The sequence below is a fragment of the Glaesserella sp. genome, from assembly GCF_041814905.1.
GTDB lineage: Bacteria > Pseudomonadota > Gammaproteobacteria > Enterobacterales > Pasteurellaceae > Glaesserella.
In genome coordinates, this window is record NZ_JBGXYA010000009.1 from 1 (window position 1) to 16,119 (window position 16,119).

General features: G+C 43.4%; 17 protein-coding genes and 1 pseudogene. 6 read left to right on the top strand and 12 right to left on the bottom strand.

Going from position 1 to position 16,119, the window contains the following annotated elements:
* The 11 genes and pseudogenes from ispH to epmA all read right to left on the bottom strand — a co-directional run.
* Positions 1-380 (bottom strand): annotated as a pseudogene (ispH, locus tag ACEYJ7_RS01005) (4-hydroxy-3-methylbut-2-enyl diphosphate reductase); the annotation flags it as partial.
* A gap of 4 nt (positions 381-384) precedes the next feature.
* Positions 385-870 (bottom strand): signal peptidase II, encoded by a 486-nt coding sequence (gene lspA, locus ACEYJ7_RS01010; protein WP_373767515.1) that lies wholly within the window; start codon positions 868-870, stop codon positions 385-387.
* Positions 871-948: 78 nt separating this feature from the next.
* Positions 949-1,287 carry a nitrogen regulatory protein P-II gene (glnB, locus tag ACEYJ7_RS01015; protein ID WP_373767514.1) on the bottom strand — a complete coding sequence of 113 codons (339 nt, stop codon included), beginning with the start codon at positions 1,285-1,287 and terminating at the stop codon, positions 949-951.
* Positions 1,288-1,302: 15 nt separating this feature from the next.
* Positions 1,303-2,172, bottom strand: a complete 870-nt coding sequence (locus ACEYJ7_RS01020) for an FkbM family methyltransferase (protein WP_373777172.1) — start codon at positions 2,170-2,172, stop codon at positions 1,303-1,305.
* Position 2,173: 1 nt separating this feature from the next.
* Entirely contained in the window at positions 2,174-2,767 is a 594-nt protein-coding gene (gene mog, locus ACEYJ7_RS01025) for a molybdopterin adenylyltransferase (RefSeq protein ID WP_373777242.1), read from the bottom strand.
* Between the two features lie 34 nt (positions 2,768-2,801).
* Positions 2,802-3,182 (bottom strand): YbaN family protein, encoded by a 381-nt coding sequence (locus tag ACEYJ7_RS01030; RefSeq protein ID WP_373777173.1) that lies wholly within the window; start codon positions 3,180-3,182, stop codon positions 2,802-2,804.
* Positions 3,183-3,245: 63 nt separating this feature from the next.
* Positions 3,246-4,043: a glycosyltransferase gene (locus ACEYJ7_RS01035; RefSeq protein ID WP_373777174.1), complete on the bottom strand. Its 798-nt coding sequence runs from the start codon at positions 4,041-4,043 to the stop codon at positions 3,246-3,248.
* Positions 4,044-4,772, bottom strand: coding sequence for a UDP-2,3-diacylglucosamine diphosphatase (gene lpxH, locus ACEYJ7_RS01040; RefSeq protein WP_373777175.1), 729 nt, complete (start codon positions 4,770-4,772; stop codon positions 4,044-4,046). It abuts the gene before it with no gap.
* A 155-nt stretch (positions 4,773-4,927) separates the two neighbouring features.
* On the bottom strand, positions 4,928-5,455 hold the full coding sequence (locus tag ACEYJ7_RS01045) for a DUF1523 family protein (protein ID WP_373777176.1): 528 nt from the start codon (positions 5,453-5,455) through the stop codon (positions 4,928-4,930).
* A 38-nt stretch (positions 5,456-5,493) separates the two neighbouring features.
* Entirely contained in the window at positions 5,494-6,282 is a 789-nt protein-coding gene (locus tag ACEYJ7_RS01050) for a YchF/TatD family DNA exonuclease (protein ID WP_373777177.1), read from the bottom strand.
* A 57-nt stretch (positions 6,283-6,339) separates the two neighbouring features.
* Positions 6,340-7,323: an elongation factor P--(R)-beta-lysine ligase gene (gene epmA / locus ACEYJ7_RS01055; RefSeq protein WP_373777178.1), complete on the bottom strand. Its 984-nt coding sequence runs from the start codon at positions 7,321-7,323 to the stop codon at positions 6,340-6,342.
* Between the two features lie 121 nt (positions 7,324-7,444).
* Here epmA and ACEYJ7_RS01060 point away from each other — a divergent pair, with 121 nt between their 5' ends.
* The 6 genes from ACEYJ7_RS01060 (at position 7,445) to ACEYJ7_RS01085 (ending at position 13,924) form a co-directional block, all read left to right on the top strand.
* Entirely contained in the window at positions 7,445-8,929 is a 1,485-nt protein-coding gene (locus ACEYJ7_RS01060) for a TrkH family potassium uptake protein (protein WP_373777179.1), read from the top strand.
* A 254-nt stretch (positions 8,930-9,183) separates the two neighbouring features.
* Positions 9,184-9,396, top strand: coding sequence for a cold-shock protein (locus ACEYJ7_RS01065; RefSeq protein WP_373777180.1), 213 nt, complete (start codon positions 9,184-9,186; stop codon positions 9,394-9,396).
* A 265-nt stretch (positions 9,397-9,661) separates the two neighbouring features.
* Positions 9,662-11,563 (top strand): molecular chaperone DnaK, encoded by a 1,902-nt coding sequence (gene dnaK, locus ACEYJ7_RS01070; protein ID WP_373777181.1) that lies wholly within the window; start codon positions 9,662-9,664, stop codon positions 11,561-11,563.
* A 147-nt stretch (positions 11,564-11,710) separates the two neighbouring features.
* Positions 11,711-12,115: a GyrI-like domain-containing protein gene (locus tag ACEYJ7_RS01075; protein ID WP_373777182.1), complete on the top strand. Its 405-nt coding sequence runs from the start codon at positions 11,711-11,713 to the stop codon at positions 12,113-12,115.
* Positions 12,116-12,244: 129 nt separating this feature from the next.
* On the top strand, positions 12,245-13,384 hold the full coding sequence (gene dnaJ, locus ACEYJ7_RS01080) for a molecular chaperone DnaJ (protein WP_373777183.1): 1,140 nt from the start codon (positions 12,245-12,247) through the stop codon (positions 13,382-13,384).
* Positions 13,385-13,546: 162 nt separating this feature from the next.
* On the top strand, positions 13,547-13,924 hold the full coding sequence (locus ACEYJ7_RS01085) for an MmcQ/YjbR family DNA-binding protein (protein ID WP_373777184.1): 378 nt from the start codon (positions 13,547-13,549) through the stop codon (positions 13,922-13,924).
* Here the strand turns inward: ACEYJ7_RS01085 and yccS are convergent.
* Positions 13,921-16,095, bottom strand: coding sequence for a YccS family putative transporter (gene yccS / locus ACEYJ7_RS01090; RefSeq protein ID WP_373777185.1), 2,175 nt, complete (start codon positions 16,093-16,095; stop codon positions 13,921-13,923). The two genes, ACEYJ7_RS01085 and yccS, sit on opposite strands and share 4 nt — an antisense overlap.
* Between the last annotated feature and the right edge of the window lie 24 nt (positions 16,096-16,119).

Sequence of the window (16,119 nt, forward strand, 5' to 3'; positions counted from 1 at the left end):
ACTTCAGGATGTCCTTCGTGTCCGATCAAAATTGCTTTTGTTCCTTTACGGCTGGCTCTCGCCACCTGCATATGGACTTTAGTCACAAGCGGGCAGGTCGCATCAAACACTTTTAATTCACGACGTTTGGCTTCTTGACGTACGGCTTGCGAGACACCGTGAGCGGAGAAAATCACAATCGCACCGTCCGGCACCTCATCCAGCTCTTCGACGAAAACCGCCCCCTTAGCTTTTAAACCGTCGACGACGAAGCGGTTATGCACCACTTCATGACGTACATAAATCGGTGCACCGTGAATTTCCAACGCAAGTTCTACGATTGAAATCGCGCGGTCTACCCCCGCACAAAAGCCCCTCGGATTGGCTAAAATAATGTTCATTTAATCACTCTTTTTTACTTTTACGATGTTCTAACACGGAGTCTAAAATCAGTAATCCGGCTCCCACGACAATACCGATATCGGCAATGTTAAACACCGGATAATGATAAATATCCCAATAAAAATCTAAAAAATCAACGACATAACCGTGATATGCCCGATCAACGGCATTCCCTATTGCGCCACCGATAATTAAGGCATAAGCTGCGTTTTGCAATTTAAGTTCGGCATTATTTTTAAACAGCATCACCACGAGCGCAATCGAAATCACGATAGCTAACCCTAAGAAGAAATACTTTTGCCAACCGGCGTGATCCGCCAAAAAGCTAAATGCCGCACCGTAATTTCGTACATAAGTGAGGTTAAAAATCGGCAGTATATTGACACTTTCATACAACTCAAACCGTTGTACCACAATATATTTGGTCCATAAATCCACGACCAGCACGACAGCACTCAGCCATAACCACGGCAAACCTGTTTTTTTCATGTGTTTCCTTTTATCTTATTTAAAAAAGAGGTAAAGTTTCTTTCAATCCGCTCTCCCGCTTTATTAACGTGGGGGAACTTAAATGGCTTCTTCGTTCTCTTCGCCCGTACGGATACGGATCACACGTTCCACGTCGTACACAAAAATTTTACCGTCGCCGATTTTACCCGTTTGAGCGGTGTCGATAATCGCTTCAATGCATTCATCCACCTGTTCGTCCGTGACGATAATTTCTAGCTTCACTTTCGGCAGAAAATCGATGGCATACTCCGCCCCGCGATAAAGTTCCGTATGCCCTTTTTGGCGACCGAAGCCTTTGACCTCGGTGACGGTCATCCCCTGAATACCGACATCCGTTAATGCTTCACGGACATCATCTAATTTAAATGGTTTAATAACAGCTTCAATTTTTTTCATCTTTTCTTCCTACAACTAAGCTAAATAAATCATCGGGATATCGTTATCCAAATCCTCAACCGAGACGGCGTCTTTTAATCCGTTGATGAGGGATAAAATAAGGCTGTCCGCATTTTCAATGCGCTCTGTCGGAATAGCTAAGAAATTGGTATCGGCGGCATGTGTATCAAGTTCATTAAACGGCATTGATTGATAAAAATTTTGCTGTTGGTATCGAAGCGATACCGCCCAAACGACACGGTAGTTCTCTTGTTTTAACAAATGCAATACCTCGTCGCAAGTATCATACTGAAATTCGACAAAAATATACGGGCGGAAACGCCGAATAGTATTTACCGCCCCTTTCAGTACGTTAGCGTCAAACCCTTCGGTATCAATTTTCAATAAATCGAGGGAATCTAACCGCTTGATCGGGGCAAAGTCATCCAATGCAATAATATCAATTTCTTCTTTTGAGACATTACCGATAAACGGATATTCCGTGCTGAAGCCTTTATCAATCGAAAAACTGCCATAATTCCACGGTTGAGCGTAATCGCTGCTTTCAATCCAAGCCTTACCGTTTTGTTCACTGACTCCCTGTCGATAACTTTCCACATTGACCAAATCATTCAGCGCTAAATTACAACATAAAAGTTGATAAATAATGCGCTGAGGTTCAAAGCACAGTACCTTCCCCGCAGGAACGGCTTTTGCCAACGGAACCGTATGCATGCCGATGTTGGCACCGACTTCGATGACCGTCGAATGCGGTTGAAGGAGTTGACGGAGAAGTCGCACTTCGGTTTCCGCCCATTCTCCGTAATGTGCGGCTCTCTCGCTAATCATATCGCCTTTGATGAGGTTAAATTTGCCCCAACGAAGATCTTTCAAATAGGTTTTCATCTTATCTTCTCGCCGCTTTCGGTCGAAAACTCTCACAAATTTCAGGGTGAGTGTCGATATAAATGTCGCTTAACAGCTGTAAACAGTAAGGAACAGCGCTGAAAATACCGCGAACAAGTACGTTTCCGTGTTGATCTTTTACGCCTTCTAAGGTTTCTCTAATCGCCTTAGGCTGCCCCGGTAAATTTAAGATGAGCGAGTCGTGGCGAATCACACCGACTTGGCGGGAAAGAATGGCCGTCGGCACAAAGTGCAGGCTGACTTGTCGCATCTGTTCACCGAAACCGGGCATTTCACGGTGAGCGACGGCAAGGGTGGCATCGGGGGTGACATCACGTTTTGCCGGACCTGTCCCACCGGTCGTGAGAACAAGATGGCAAGCGCATTGATCGACGAGTTCAATCAGTGTTTGTTCAATCATCGCTTGTTCATCGGGAATGAGACGGGTTTCAAGCTCGAAAGGCTCAATCAACGCAGATTGTAACCAAGCCTGAAGCTCAGGAATACCTTGATCGGCATAAACACCGGAAGAAGCGCGATCGGATATGGAAACCAAACCGATTTTGAGGATTTCTTTACTTAAACAAGCGGTCATTTTCATTCTCTTTTTTGCAAAAATTAACTACGTGTTATTCTACCGTGCTAACTTCTTTTTCCAAAGTTTTAATCTTAAAGAAGAAATAATAATATTGATAAACAATAACGAGTGCTAACGTGAGTCTGCCCCATACGCTCGGCATGGTAATAAAGGCAACAATGCAGAAGGGCGCAGCAAAAGCCAAAATACTGATTTTCTGCTTCATCGTCATTGAGCGGGTGCGGTCGTACTCTTTAAGGTATTTATCGTAAATTTTAGTGCCCATGAACCAATGTTGAATGCGTTCGGATCCTTTGCCAAAGCAATAAAGCGCCAGCAATAAAAAGGGCGTAGTCGGCAAGCCGGGAAGTACAACCCCGATTAAACCTAACATTACACTGGCAAAACCTAAAAAAAGATAAATCGCTTTCATGTATGTAATTGAGAATAAATCGCATATTCGGATAATAGCGCATCGAGGATTTTTTTCAATGGATTACTCTTGGCTCCACTCCAGATTTAGCGGCAGAATTCCACGATGTTGTTCGGCTAAACACTTTTGCAAAGTGAGCATCTGTTGACAAATGTTCTCTGTCACGGTATTTGCCTCCGCTAAATGTGCTTTTGTCACGCCCTCGCGTATTTTGCCGAATAAAATGGTATCCAATAAATATTCTGCATGCATCCCTTCTCGACAGAAATGAAGTACGCCGTCGTCCTGAAAAGCGGTAGCTACTTGGGCGATTCTGGTGGTTGCAATGGCTAAGGCGCCGTCCTCTCCGCCAAATTTTCGGAATAGCTGATTTTGCGGAAATCCGCCACAGGCAAGAAAAAAATGGCGTCGGAAAACGACATTGCCGCCGCAAGTCATCCGCATATGTTGCCATGCATATTCAAAATTGGGATGAGTGCGATAACGTTCGGCGAGGTCAACAGGATTGAGCGCTAGTCGTACTACAGCGGTTTCGGGGCGAAATCGGAAAATTCCCTCCGCAACTTGCAGTGCGTTTGGTTGATAGGCATCGTCAGCATCTAAAAATGCAATAAATTCCGCTTCACTTTGTAAAGCTCCCCAATTACGAGCCTTTGCCGTACCGCCGTTACGAGGCATTTTTTCCACGTTAATTTTTGTCGGAACCTGTGCTTCAAATTGTTTTGCCAAGGCAAAGGTGTTATCCGTCGAAGCATCATCAATCAGCCATAGCGTACCAAGCTGCGGCTGGTTCAACACACTTTGCACCGCTCGTTGCAAGGTGTTTTCAGCGTTGTAGCAAGGGATAATCACATCAATCATTCAGCGTTCCTCATTAAATGCAAAACCTTGTGGCGATACCGCTAAAATTGAAGCGGTGTTACCCCAGTCGCCAAGGACAATGCGAGTGAACAAGCGGTCGGGTTTTGCTAATTTTTTGCAAAAATGCACCGCTTGTCGATGAGTATGCCCGTGAATTAACCAATCTGCCTGAAATTGCTCAACGAGTTGTGCGGTAAATTGTGGATTTACATCCATGATTTCAACCGATTTGGATTGTTTATCCGCACGGCTTTTAGCACGAATTTTCCGTGCAATTTTGAGGCGCAGCGAAAGCGGTAAACGCAAAAATAACCATTGTCGCCATATCTGATGAACTTTTTGACGAAAACGTTGATAGTGAACATCATCAATGCAGAGTGTGTCGCCGTGGCAAATTAAGGTTTTTTTACCGTATAAATCAATCACATCATAATCCGGCAATAAAACCATACCGGTTTCACGGGCGAAGCGTTCACCGATTAAAAAATCACGGTTACCGTGAATGAAATAGCACGGAACACCATTTTTGGTCAGTCGGCGAATGGCTTGTTTTACGGTATCAATCAGTGGCGATTGCTCATCATCACCAATCCAAAAATCAAACAGATCTCCTAAAATATACACTGACTCTGCAAGCGGTGCTTTTTCGGTCATAAATTGCAAAAACAGTTCGGTGATTTCAGGTTGGGATTCGTTGAGATGAAGATCAGCGATGAAGTAGATGGTCATTGAAGATATATTCTCGTTTTATGCCAAAGTGACTTTTTTAAAATCTCCTTGCTGCCCCTCTTTTTCAAAGAGGGGAACTAGCCTTGAGCAAATTTAATGTTCGGCGCTTTTGATTCCGCAAAATGAGCGCCCCCTTTTGAAAAAAGGGGGGATTTTTATTTACTGCTATCAAACCACCCTCGGATAAATTGCACCGAGAGGAAGAACGTTAATGCAAAGAAGGCGTAGAACAGATAACTAAACCATGGTTTTGAAACGGTTTCACCCGCTGGCAATGGTTTGATTGAAACGATGTTACGGAATTCGTTCAACCAATTAATACGCCAACCGTAATATTTGATTTCTACCATCTGTTTTTCATTTGCATAAGCTTGAGCTTTGGCTTGAATATCTGCCGAACCGAATTTGAAATACGGAGGTAGCCCCCAACCGGTATCTTCATTGCGATATACCATGACTTTTTTGGTAGTCGGCTCTTCGGTAAATAAGAAGTAGACATCACGCACGGCACCGTCCGCTGGGTTTGATTGGCTGATAATGCCGTCTTTATCCATACGGCGAACTTCCATTCCTGTTACCATTGTTGCTTCATAACTCGGCATAGCGTAGTTAATTGCGCCGATCAACACGATATGAAATGATAACATCACCAAAATCAGAAAATATTTAATCATTGCTTTCATAGAGTTTTCCTTTAATTAATGCGCAGGTTATATCCCGACTAACAGTTTATTTTAAACAGATTTTTCACGTTTTGGGTGGTTATTCGTGCAAATTCTTCGGTTGAAACGCCTTTCAATACCGCCATATACTCGCAAACTTCGCGGACATAAGCCGGTTGGTTCGGTTTGCCGCGATAAGGAATCGGAGCTAAATAAGGCGAGTCGGTTTCTACCAATAGACGATCGAGCGGCACTTGGCGGATGACTTCCCGTAATTCTTCCGCATTACGGAAGGTAATTATTCCGGAGATAGAAATATAAAAACCGAGATCCAATGCACGTTTCGCCATTGTCCAATCTTCCGTAAAGCAATGTAACACACCACCGCATTGTTCTGCATTACCTTTTTCAAGAAAATGCATCGTATCTTCGCGCGCTGAACGGGTATGCACGACAAGCGGTTTATTCACCTGTTTGGCAACCTCGATATGCTGTGCGAACAATGATTGTTGTAGGAATTTTGTTTCCGGCGTGTAGTGATAATCCAAACCGGTTTCTCCCACTGCAACTACGCGTGGCTCTTTCACCAAACGTTGTAGTTTTTCATAATCAAAAGGTTCATCTTCCACATTGAGCGGATGTACACCGCATGAAAGTGAAACTTCATGACGATGAGCGGTAAGCTGTTTAACGGTTTCAAAACGTCCAAGGGTCGTACAGATTGAAATCAGATGATGTACATCCCGCGCTTTGGCATTATCAATAACTTCGTCCACATTTCTGTGGCGGGTTTCATAATCTAACGAGTCTAAGTGGCAGTGTGAGTCAATAATAAATAAATTGTTCAAAGTTGTTCCTTTTATATAAATATAGGATGACGCAAGCGTTTACCATGATGTTTTAAATCAAGCTCTTTCTACCCCGAACGCCATCACTTGTTCGATACGTTCTAAGCCCATTGCAATCATTAATAAACGATCAACTCCAAGGGCAACACCGGAACAGTTTGGAATACCGGCACGAAGAGCATCTAAAAAGCGCGTATCCAATGGCTGAGGCGCTAATCCCATCGCCGTACGTTGTAAATTATCTTGTTCAAAACGACGAATCTGCTCTTTGGCATCAGAGAGTTCGTGGAAACCATTGGCTAATTCCAAGCCTTTATAGTAGAACTCAAAACGTTCTGCTACACGGTGATCTTCCGAACTTAGCTGTGCTAATGCGGCTTGTGTCGCAGGAAAATGATAAACCACCGTCGGACGTTCTTTGCCGATTTTCGGTTCTACGACTTCGCTAAATAAAAACTGCAACAGCGTATCGCGGTTTTCGTCATCTTCACACTGTAATCCCTGTTCGCGAGCTTTCGCAACCAACTGAGTTTTTGTTGCAGAAAGTGGATCCAAGCCGACATAGGTTTGAAACACAAACTGATAGCTATAAGATTCGGCTGATTCGCAGTCCAGAATTTGTTGCAATAAATCGTCGACTTCATTGATTAAACGATACATATCAAAAAACGGTCGATACCATTCCAGCATTGTAAATTCAGGGTTATGCCGTTTACCTGCTTCTTCATTACGAAAGACTCGGCAGATTTGGAAAATCGGACCGCTACCGCTGGCAAGTAAACGCTTCATGTGATATTCGGGGCTGGTAATTAAATGCAGCGTTTTAGCTTTGTTTTCAAAGGGGGAAAGAAATTGGGTACTAAAAGTTGAAAGATGTACATCGGTGACCGAAAATTCGCTCATAGCCGGTGTTTCCACTTCCAATAAACCGCGTTCGGTAAAAAATTGACGGATTTCCGTCATAATTTTTGCTCGTTTGAGTAAATGTTGAATGGTTGCCGAAGGTTTCCAATCCGGCAGCTCGTTTTGCAAATTTTCCATTAAATCGTACCGCTTGTAATCAATGAGTGAATATTATAGCAAAACCTTGTTTCGAGAAAGAATTTGACTGATAGAAAAAGGCGAGTACCATTGCATCTATTCAGATTTATAGGAATCGATCGTGCAATTTTTATCAATTATCCGCATTGTTGGCATTTTAGTGATGTGTTTTTCGTTCACTATGCTTGTGCCGGCCTTTGTTGCGCTGATTTATGGTGACGGCGGCGGGCGTTCGTTTTTAGAAGCGTTTTTGCTGAACTTTACCGTGGGAACCATACTTTGGTGGACGTGCCGAAAAAACAAACAAGAATTACGTTCACGCGAGGGCTTTTTAATTGTCGTGCTGTTTTGGGTGGTCCTTGGCACCCTTGGGGCTGTGCCGTTTATTCTATTGGAAAATCCGGATCTCAATTTTTCAGAATCCATTTTTGAATCTTTTTCCGGTTTAACTACCACCGGTGCAACGGTTATTACCGGTTTGGATAGTTTACCGAAAGCGATTTTATTCTATCGCCAGTTTCTACAATGGCTAGGCGGGATGGGGATCATCGTACTTGCGGTGGCAATTATTCCGTTATTGGGTATTGGCGGAATGCAGCTTTACCGAGCTGAAATGCCGGGACCGCTCAAAGAACAGAAAATGCGTCCGCGGATTGCCGAAACCGCGAAAGCGTTATGGATGATCTATGTTTCTTTAACAGCACTTTGCGCATTTGCATATTGGCTGGCGGGAATGAGCGGTTTTGATGCCATCTCTCACAGCTTTGCTACCGTTGCTATCGGTGGGTTTTCGACCCATGATGCCAGTATCGGCTATTTTAACAGTTCGATGATCGACTTTATCACGGTACTGTTTTTGTTGATCTCTTCCTGTAATTTTGCACTGCATTTTGCTTTTTTTGATCAATTTAACGGGCGCTATAAAAATAAACGCAAATCGAATTTTCTCAAATTATATTGGCGTGATTATGAGTTCCGTTTCTTTATTCTAGTGCAGTTTTCACTGTTTGTGATCTGTTTTGCGGTGTTGTTACTTTATAGTTATTTTGATAATCATTCGGTGACATTGGTGCAGGCGTTGTTTCAATCGGTTTCAATTTCAACAACGGCAGGATTCACGACGAATGATTTCAGTCAATGGCCGTCATTTTTACCGTTATTGTTAGTGCTTGCCTCTTTTATCGGTGGTTGTGCCGGTTCAACGGGGGGCGGTTTGAAAATGTTCCGTGTGTTGCTGCTTTATTTGCAAGGCAGACGCGAAATCCATCGCTTTATTCATCCGAACGTAATTCAGCCGGTAAAATTGGGGAAGTACGTGTTGTCCGAACGCATTATTGATGGCGTTTGGGCATTCTTTGCCGCTTATTTCTTTGTTTTTGTACTTTGTTGGATAGCAACCATTGCTTGTGGTATGGAAACTTTTGATGCATTGAATGCCGTTATTGCGACCATGAATAATCTTGGTCCAGCGCTCGGTACAGTCAGTAATAATTTTGTGCAAGTGCCGGACAGTGCCAAATGGGTACTTACCTTTGCAATGGTGTGCGGGCGATTGGAAGTTTTCACTTTGTTGGTTATTTTCAGCCCGACATTTTGGCGAGATTGATGGGAAGAAAGGTCAAGTTTGAAAAGATTTGACCTTTTCGGGTTAATTATTCGCTTTATTCCTATAAACGTGTTTTAATGCGCCCTAAGCTTAGACAGCCATTTATTTTAGTTCGTTATTATTGCACTTCCTGTTCTACAAGTTTTAAATTTGTTCTTGAAAGTTCTACCAATATCTACCTATGTAATTCAGTTCTTAGCGTTACTGCGTGTTCAAGCGCAAATTTAAATTTCTACAAAAGTAAGGAAGACAATATGTCTAAATTAAACGGTACAGTAAAATGGTTCAACGCTGACAAAGGTTTCGGTTTCATTACCCCTGCAAACGGCGGTAAAGATGTATTCGTGCATTTCTCCGGCATCGTAGGTGATAAATATAGAACATTAAACGAAGGCGATCGTGTTGAGTATAGCGTTCAAGATTCACAACGTGGTCCGTCAGCCGTTGATGTTGTTGTCGCACGTTAATCAAATTCGTGTTTAAAAGCCTCAGTCATGAGGCTTTTTTGTTTTTTATGTGCTTTGCACATTAAAAAATTCTAAAATTTTTTATTTTTCCCCTTGAAGCCCTCAATTTCATCCCTATTTATTGTTCCGTCTGAGCGGGAACGTCAAACTACTTCCCGTTTCTTTTTTGAAAAATGTTTGAGTTACCCTTGAAATGTGGTGAAAAAACACAATCTTGTCGCTAACTTGAACAAACTAACCAAATTTATATTAGAGGAATCAAATTATGGGAAAAATCATTGGTATTGACTTAGGTACAACCAACTCTTGTGTGGCGGTAATGGATGGTGACAAACCGCGTGTTTTAGAAAACGCAGAAGGTGCGCGTACAACCCCTTCTATCATTGCATATACGGATAAAGAAATTTTAGTCGGTCAGCCGGCAAAACGTCAGGCAATCACTAACCCGAAAAATACGTTATTTGCGATCAAACGTTTAATCGGTCGTCGTTTTACCGATGCTGAAGTACAGCGCGATATTGAAATTATGCCGTTTGAAATCACCAAAGCGGACAATGGTGATGCTTGGGTTTCTGTGAAAGGCGAAAAAATGGCTCCGCCACAAATCTCTGCCGAAGTATTGAAAAAAATGAAGAAAACTGCAGAAGATTTCTTAGGTGAGCCGGTAACCGAAGCGGTCATTACCGTGCCAGCGTACTTCAACGACGCACAACGTCAAGCCACCAAAGATGCCGGTCGTATTGCAGGTTTAGATGTAAAACGTATCATCAACGAACCAACAGCCGCTGCATTAGCCTACGGTTTGGATTCTAAAAAAGAGAACCAAATCATCGCAGTATACGACTTAGGTGGTGGTACATTTGATATTTCAATTATCGAGATTGATAATTTCGACGGCGAGCAGACTTTTGAAGTACGTGCAACCAATGGCGATACCCATTTAGGTGGTGAAGACTTCGATAACCGTTTAATCAACTACCTTGTTGAAGAATTCAAAAAAGAGCAAGGTGTGGATTTACGTAATGACTCAATGGCGATGCAACGTGTGAAAGAAGCCGCGGAAAAAGCGAAAATCGAGCTTTCTTCCACTCAATCAACCGAAGTGAATCTCCCTTATATCACTGCAGATGCAACAGGTCCGAAGCACTTGGTTTTAACGGTAACTCGTGCGAAATTAGAAGCGTTGGTTGAAGACTTAGTGAATCGCTCTTTAGAACCGTTAAAAACCGCATTGGCAGACGCAGGTTTATCCGTAAGTGAAATTCACGATGTTATCCTCGTCGGCGGTCAAACCCGTATGCCGTTAGTACAGAAAAAAGTGGCGGATTTCTTTGGCAAAGAGCCACGTAAAGACGTAAACCCGGATGAAGCGGTAGCTATCGGTGCAGCAGTACAAGGTGGCGTGTTAGCCGGTGATGTAACAGACGTATTATTGTTAGATGTCACTCCGTTGTCATTAGGTATCGAAACCATGGGCGGCGTGATGACAACCTTAATTGAGAAAAACACCACGATCCCAACGAAAAAATCACAAGTGTTCTCAACGGCGGAAGATAACCAAAGCGCGGTAACCATCCATGTGTTACAAGGTGAGCGTAAGCGTGCAAGCGATAACAAATCGCTCGGTCAGTTCAACCTTGAGGGGATTAACCCGGCACCACGCGGTATGCCGCAAATCGAAGTCACTTTCGACATTGATGCAAACGGTATTATCCACGTTTCTGCCAAAGATAAGAACACAGGTAAAGAGCAACAAATTAAGATCCAAGCCTCTTCCGGTTTAAGTGACGCGGAAGTTGAACAAATGGTACGTGATGCGGAAGCGAACGCGGAAGCCGACCGTAAATTTGAAGAGTTAGTTCAAACCCGCAACCAAGCGGATGCGATAGCTCACTCAACCCGCAAACAGATCACTGAAGCCGGCGATAAGTTAAGTGCGGACGATAAAGCGAAAATTGAACAAGCGGTGAGTGAATTAGAAGCCGTTGTGAAAGGTGAAGATAAAGCGGCTATCGAAGCCAAAATCGAAGCCTTAGTCAAAGCTTCTGAGCCTTTACTCCAAGCAGGTCAAGCGCAGGCTCAAGCAGGTCAGCAACAAGCCCAACAAGGTCAAAAAGATGACGGCGTGGTAGATGCTGAGTTTGAAGAAGTGAAGGATAATAAATAATATCCCTGCTCTTTGAGCATAATAAAGGGCGTGGAGACACGCCCTTTTGGTGTATTTAGACATCACTCAGATAGCACAAGTCCTCATGCTTGTGCCATCGTTTATAAGTTATAACAAGCGGTCTGATTTACAGGAAATTTTGCAAAAATGGCGCTTCAACTTTATCCGTTAGATTTTATTCGCACCCATAATTTTAACGAAAATGCAGGTGAGAAAATCCGCTCTTTATGGCAACGTAATGTGAAGCTGCTTCCGCAAAATGAGTCTTGTTATGTGGTGTATGATAATTATGAATCGGATTTTAATGGCAATTACCAGGTGAGTCTTGCTTTAGAAAGCAACCCGACAGGTAATACCGCAATTATTGAGATTGAAGACTTTGCTTGGTATGAGGTATTTCCAACTACTCGCGAATGTATCCTTCAAACCTGGCGACAGATTTGGAATAAAGAGAAACAGGGCTTACTAAAACGTGTTTATCAGACGGATTTTGAGAAATATTATCCTGACGGTAATGTTGAAATCTATATTTCACTTCAGCCACATTGTTAATCATGTCCTGATAGCGTAAGCGTCCGCGTTTGTGATTAAAAATAAAATGTGGCAGCTTGGCGTCATCATTGCTTATAGACAAGCGGTCAGATTAAGAAAGAATTTTACAAATTCAAAACGGAAAAAACTATGTCCAAAAAAGATTACTACGAAGTCCTTGGTTTGAAAAAAGGCGCCGATGATAAAGAGATCAAACGTGCGTATAAGCGTTTGGCAGCGAAACATCACCCTGACAAAAACCAAGGCAGTAAAGACGCTGAAGAAAAATTTAAAGAGATTCAAGAAGCCTACGACGTATTAGGTGACAGCGAAAAACGTACAATGTACGACCAATACGGTCACCAAGCCTTTGAACAAGGCGGTGGAGCCGGCGGTGGCTTTGGCGGATTCGGTGGCAGTGGCTTCGGTGGCTTTGAAGATATCTTCAGCGAAATGTTCGGCGGTGGATTTGGTGGTGGTAGCCGCCGTCAGCGCGTGATTCGCGGTGATGATTTACGCTACGACCTAGAAATTACCCTTGAAGAAGCCGTTAAAGGTGTGAAAAAAGATATCCGCATTCGCACACTGATGCAATGTGATACTTGCCACGGTTCAGGCGCGGAAGCCGGTAGTAAAGTGGAAACCTGTCCGCACTGTCACGGATCAGGACGAATTCGTCGTCAGCAAGGCTTCTTTATGACCGAAACCGTCTGTCCAAGCTGTCACGGTACCGGTAAGAAAATCGAAAAACCGTGTAAATCTTGTCACGGTGACGGGCGTGTGGAGAAAACCAAAAATCTCTCCGTCACCATTCCGGCAGGCGTGGATACAGGCAACCAACTTCGCTTATCCGGCGAAGGTGCTGCAGGGGAAAACGGCGCGCCGGCAGGTGATTTATATGTGGTCATTCACGTAAAAGATCATGATATTTTCGTGCGTGACGGATCAAATCTCTATTGCGAAGTGCCGATCAGCTTCACCATGGCTGCACTTGGTGGTGAAATCGAAGTGCCGACTTTAGACGGGCGAGTGAAACTGAAAATCCCAGCGGAAACCCAAACCGGTAAATTATTCCGTGTACGCGGTAAAGGAGTCAGCGGCGCAAGAGGCGGCTATGCAGGGGATTTAATCTGCAAAGCCATTATCGAAACGCCGGTATCGTTAAACGAAGAGCAGAAAGAACTCTTGCGTAAACTGGAAGAAAGTTTAGAAGGCAAAGGCAAACACCGCCCGAAACATGAAGGGTTCTTTGACGGTGTGAAAAAGTTTTTCGATAACCTTGGGAAATAATCCAAGAGGTAAATTAGTAAAATTAGGCGCCAAACCGACCGCTTGTCGATATCAAAAAAAGTCCGAGAGTATGTCTCGGGCTTTTTTATTTCAACGGATAATGCCTTTCAACAGAATCTCTTTTATAATCCGACAACATCTAACAAAAACGTGGTGCTTGTGATGAAGCGTGAAGCATTAATTGAATATATTCGGCAACAATATGCGGTGGAACCTGAATTTCCATGGTCAACATCACCCAATTTTGCGGTTTTCCGCCACACCGGCAACCAAAAGTGGTTTGGATTGGTGATTGATATTTCAGGGGATAAACTTGGCTTGGCGGATAATCGAATTATTGAAGTGTTGAATGTAAAAGCACCGGTGGAAATGGTTGGCCAACTGCGCCAGATAAAGGGTATCTTTCCGGCTTATCACATGAATAAAGAACACTGGATCAGTGTTCTTTTAGACGGCGGGCTAGACGATAAAACGATTTTAGAAATATTGGATGACAGCTACTCGTTAACAGCGCCCCGCCGCCCGAAATCAACGGTTTAAATTTTGTGATGGTATCTCTGCTCTTTGATCACAAATCCCCATAATTGCGGCAGCATTTGTACAATCAAACGTAATTGCTGCAACAACATCAAAGTTTGTTCATCAATTTTTTCCTGATAGTCCGTTTCAAACTGTAATAATTGCTGATCCATCTCACGAATGGTATTCTCGGTACATGTTTCTCCTTTCGCCATATCCTCCAGCAATTTCGCCACCAGTTTTCCTTGCTTAAAAAAGATCGCTGCAAAATCAATATGATGGTTAAGATTGTGACAGTCAGTACGGTGAGCGCCTAAGGCGGAAATATAACTGAGTAAGGTGTAACCTAATCCGAGTAATGTCGGTGCAAAGGTTAACGCTTCGCGGTATTTTTGGGGTTCGCCCGTCATATCCGATACCGCCGTACTTAGCCCTGCAACGGCATTTTGTGCTGCACGACGTGCAATTCGGTAAGACAGTTGGTCACGGTAACCGAATTGTAATTGGGCGATAATATAGCGCAGATAAGTCGCACTGCTTGACAAGGTATTTTTCAGACTGTTATGCAGATTGAGATATTTCCAATCCGGCCACAAATAGGAAACGGCAAACCACGCAATGCCTGCCCCTATCAACGTATCGATAATACGCGGTAACATCGCTCCGTCAGGATCCAATCCTACAACATCAAAACTAATAAGTACCTGAATAGTAATGAAAAAAGTTGAAAAGCTATAATTGTTGGTTCGGAAGAAAAAGAACAGGCTACTGGAAGCCACAATCAACCCGAGCTGCGCTTCCAGACTCGGAGAAAGGTAACGAAATGAAAGCCCGACAACCACCCCCAGTATTGTACCGACAACCCGTTGAATCAATCGTTTCTTCGTTGCCGAATAGTTTGGTTGGCAAACTAAAATCGCAGTTAAGAGAATCCAATAGCCTTGCTGTATTTGAAAGACTTCAATCATCAGACTACTGAAAAATACCACAATGGATAATCGGACAGCATGGCGAAAAAGCGGTGAACCAAAATGGCATTGACTACGAATGGCTTGTATCATATTGCGAAAGCCGGAAATATTTTCGGCGATCAAGCGGGCGGTTTTCGGTGATTTTTTGCGAATATCCGGTGCAATCGTTTCGTCGGCAAGTTGCGCTAATTGCCCTTCAATATTGCGTAAATTTTCTGCAATGGATTGAAGCTTATAAAGCTGTTTCACTCCTTTTTGTTGATGATAAATCAAAGATTGTGCCAACCCCTGCAAAGCTTTTTCACCACGGATGTGATGCTGATAAGGCTCGTTGTGGCGCAATGCCGTCGCGACTTGTTGGCAGGCGATGGCTTGTAATTCCAGAATACGCTGGAAGCGAAAAATTAAATCCGAATTTTGCAGTTGTTGAAATAGCGCATCATATTGTGAATGGCTAGAGCTTGCACGTTCCCAAATATCCTGTCCGGTAAAATAATAACGTAACATCTTTTGGGTGCGTAAATGACGGTGCTGCCCGCGTAATCGGTAAAACAGCGATACACGCGCTTTATCAAACGTATTCATCACCGCAATATTTGCTTTAGCAAGCGCAAGCTGTTTGGTCGGTAGGCTGTCTGTTTCATCAGGGTCAAAAAAATCCGCTTTAATCTGTAGATAGCGACTTAATGCTTCAAAATATTGCGCCATATTTTCTTGTACCGTGCGGTTCGGAAAAATCAAATAAACGGCTACTGCGACAAAACCGTAAAGTAACGTGCCGGCCAAAATCAGCAACGGATTGCTGTACCAGTCGGTTTCAGGGGTATAGCTGAGCGTGGTATAGACTGCTACCAGCAAAGTGCCGAAAGCAATGGTACTGTAGCGTTGTCCAATGGCTCCAAGCATAATTACCACAAAAGTAATCAACGTAATCAGCGGAATAAAAATCCACGCGTGACTTAAGGCAAGTTGTGCGCTTAATGAAGAAACGGCAAAGGCGATTAAGGTGAAAAATAAATTTTTTAAACGACCGGTCAAGCGGTTATCCAAATCCGATAATCCGGCGGCAATAATGCCCAGCACCAACGCCATGGTATGTTCGGAAATATCAAGTTGCCAAACGGTCAACGCAGCCAAATTTGTCGCAAAAAAGATGGGTAAGGCACCGATAATATTGGTATTTAACCAATCTGAGGAGAGTTTTTTTAACAACATATTCATACAAGCGGTCGGTTTAAGCGGATA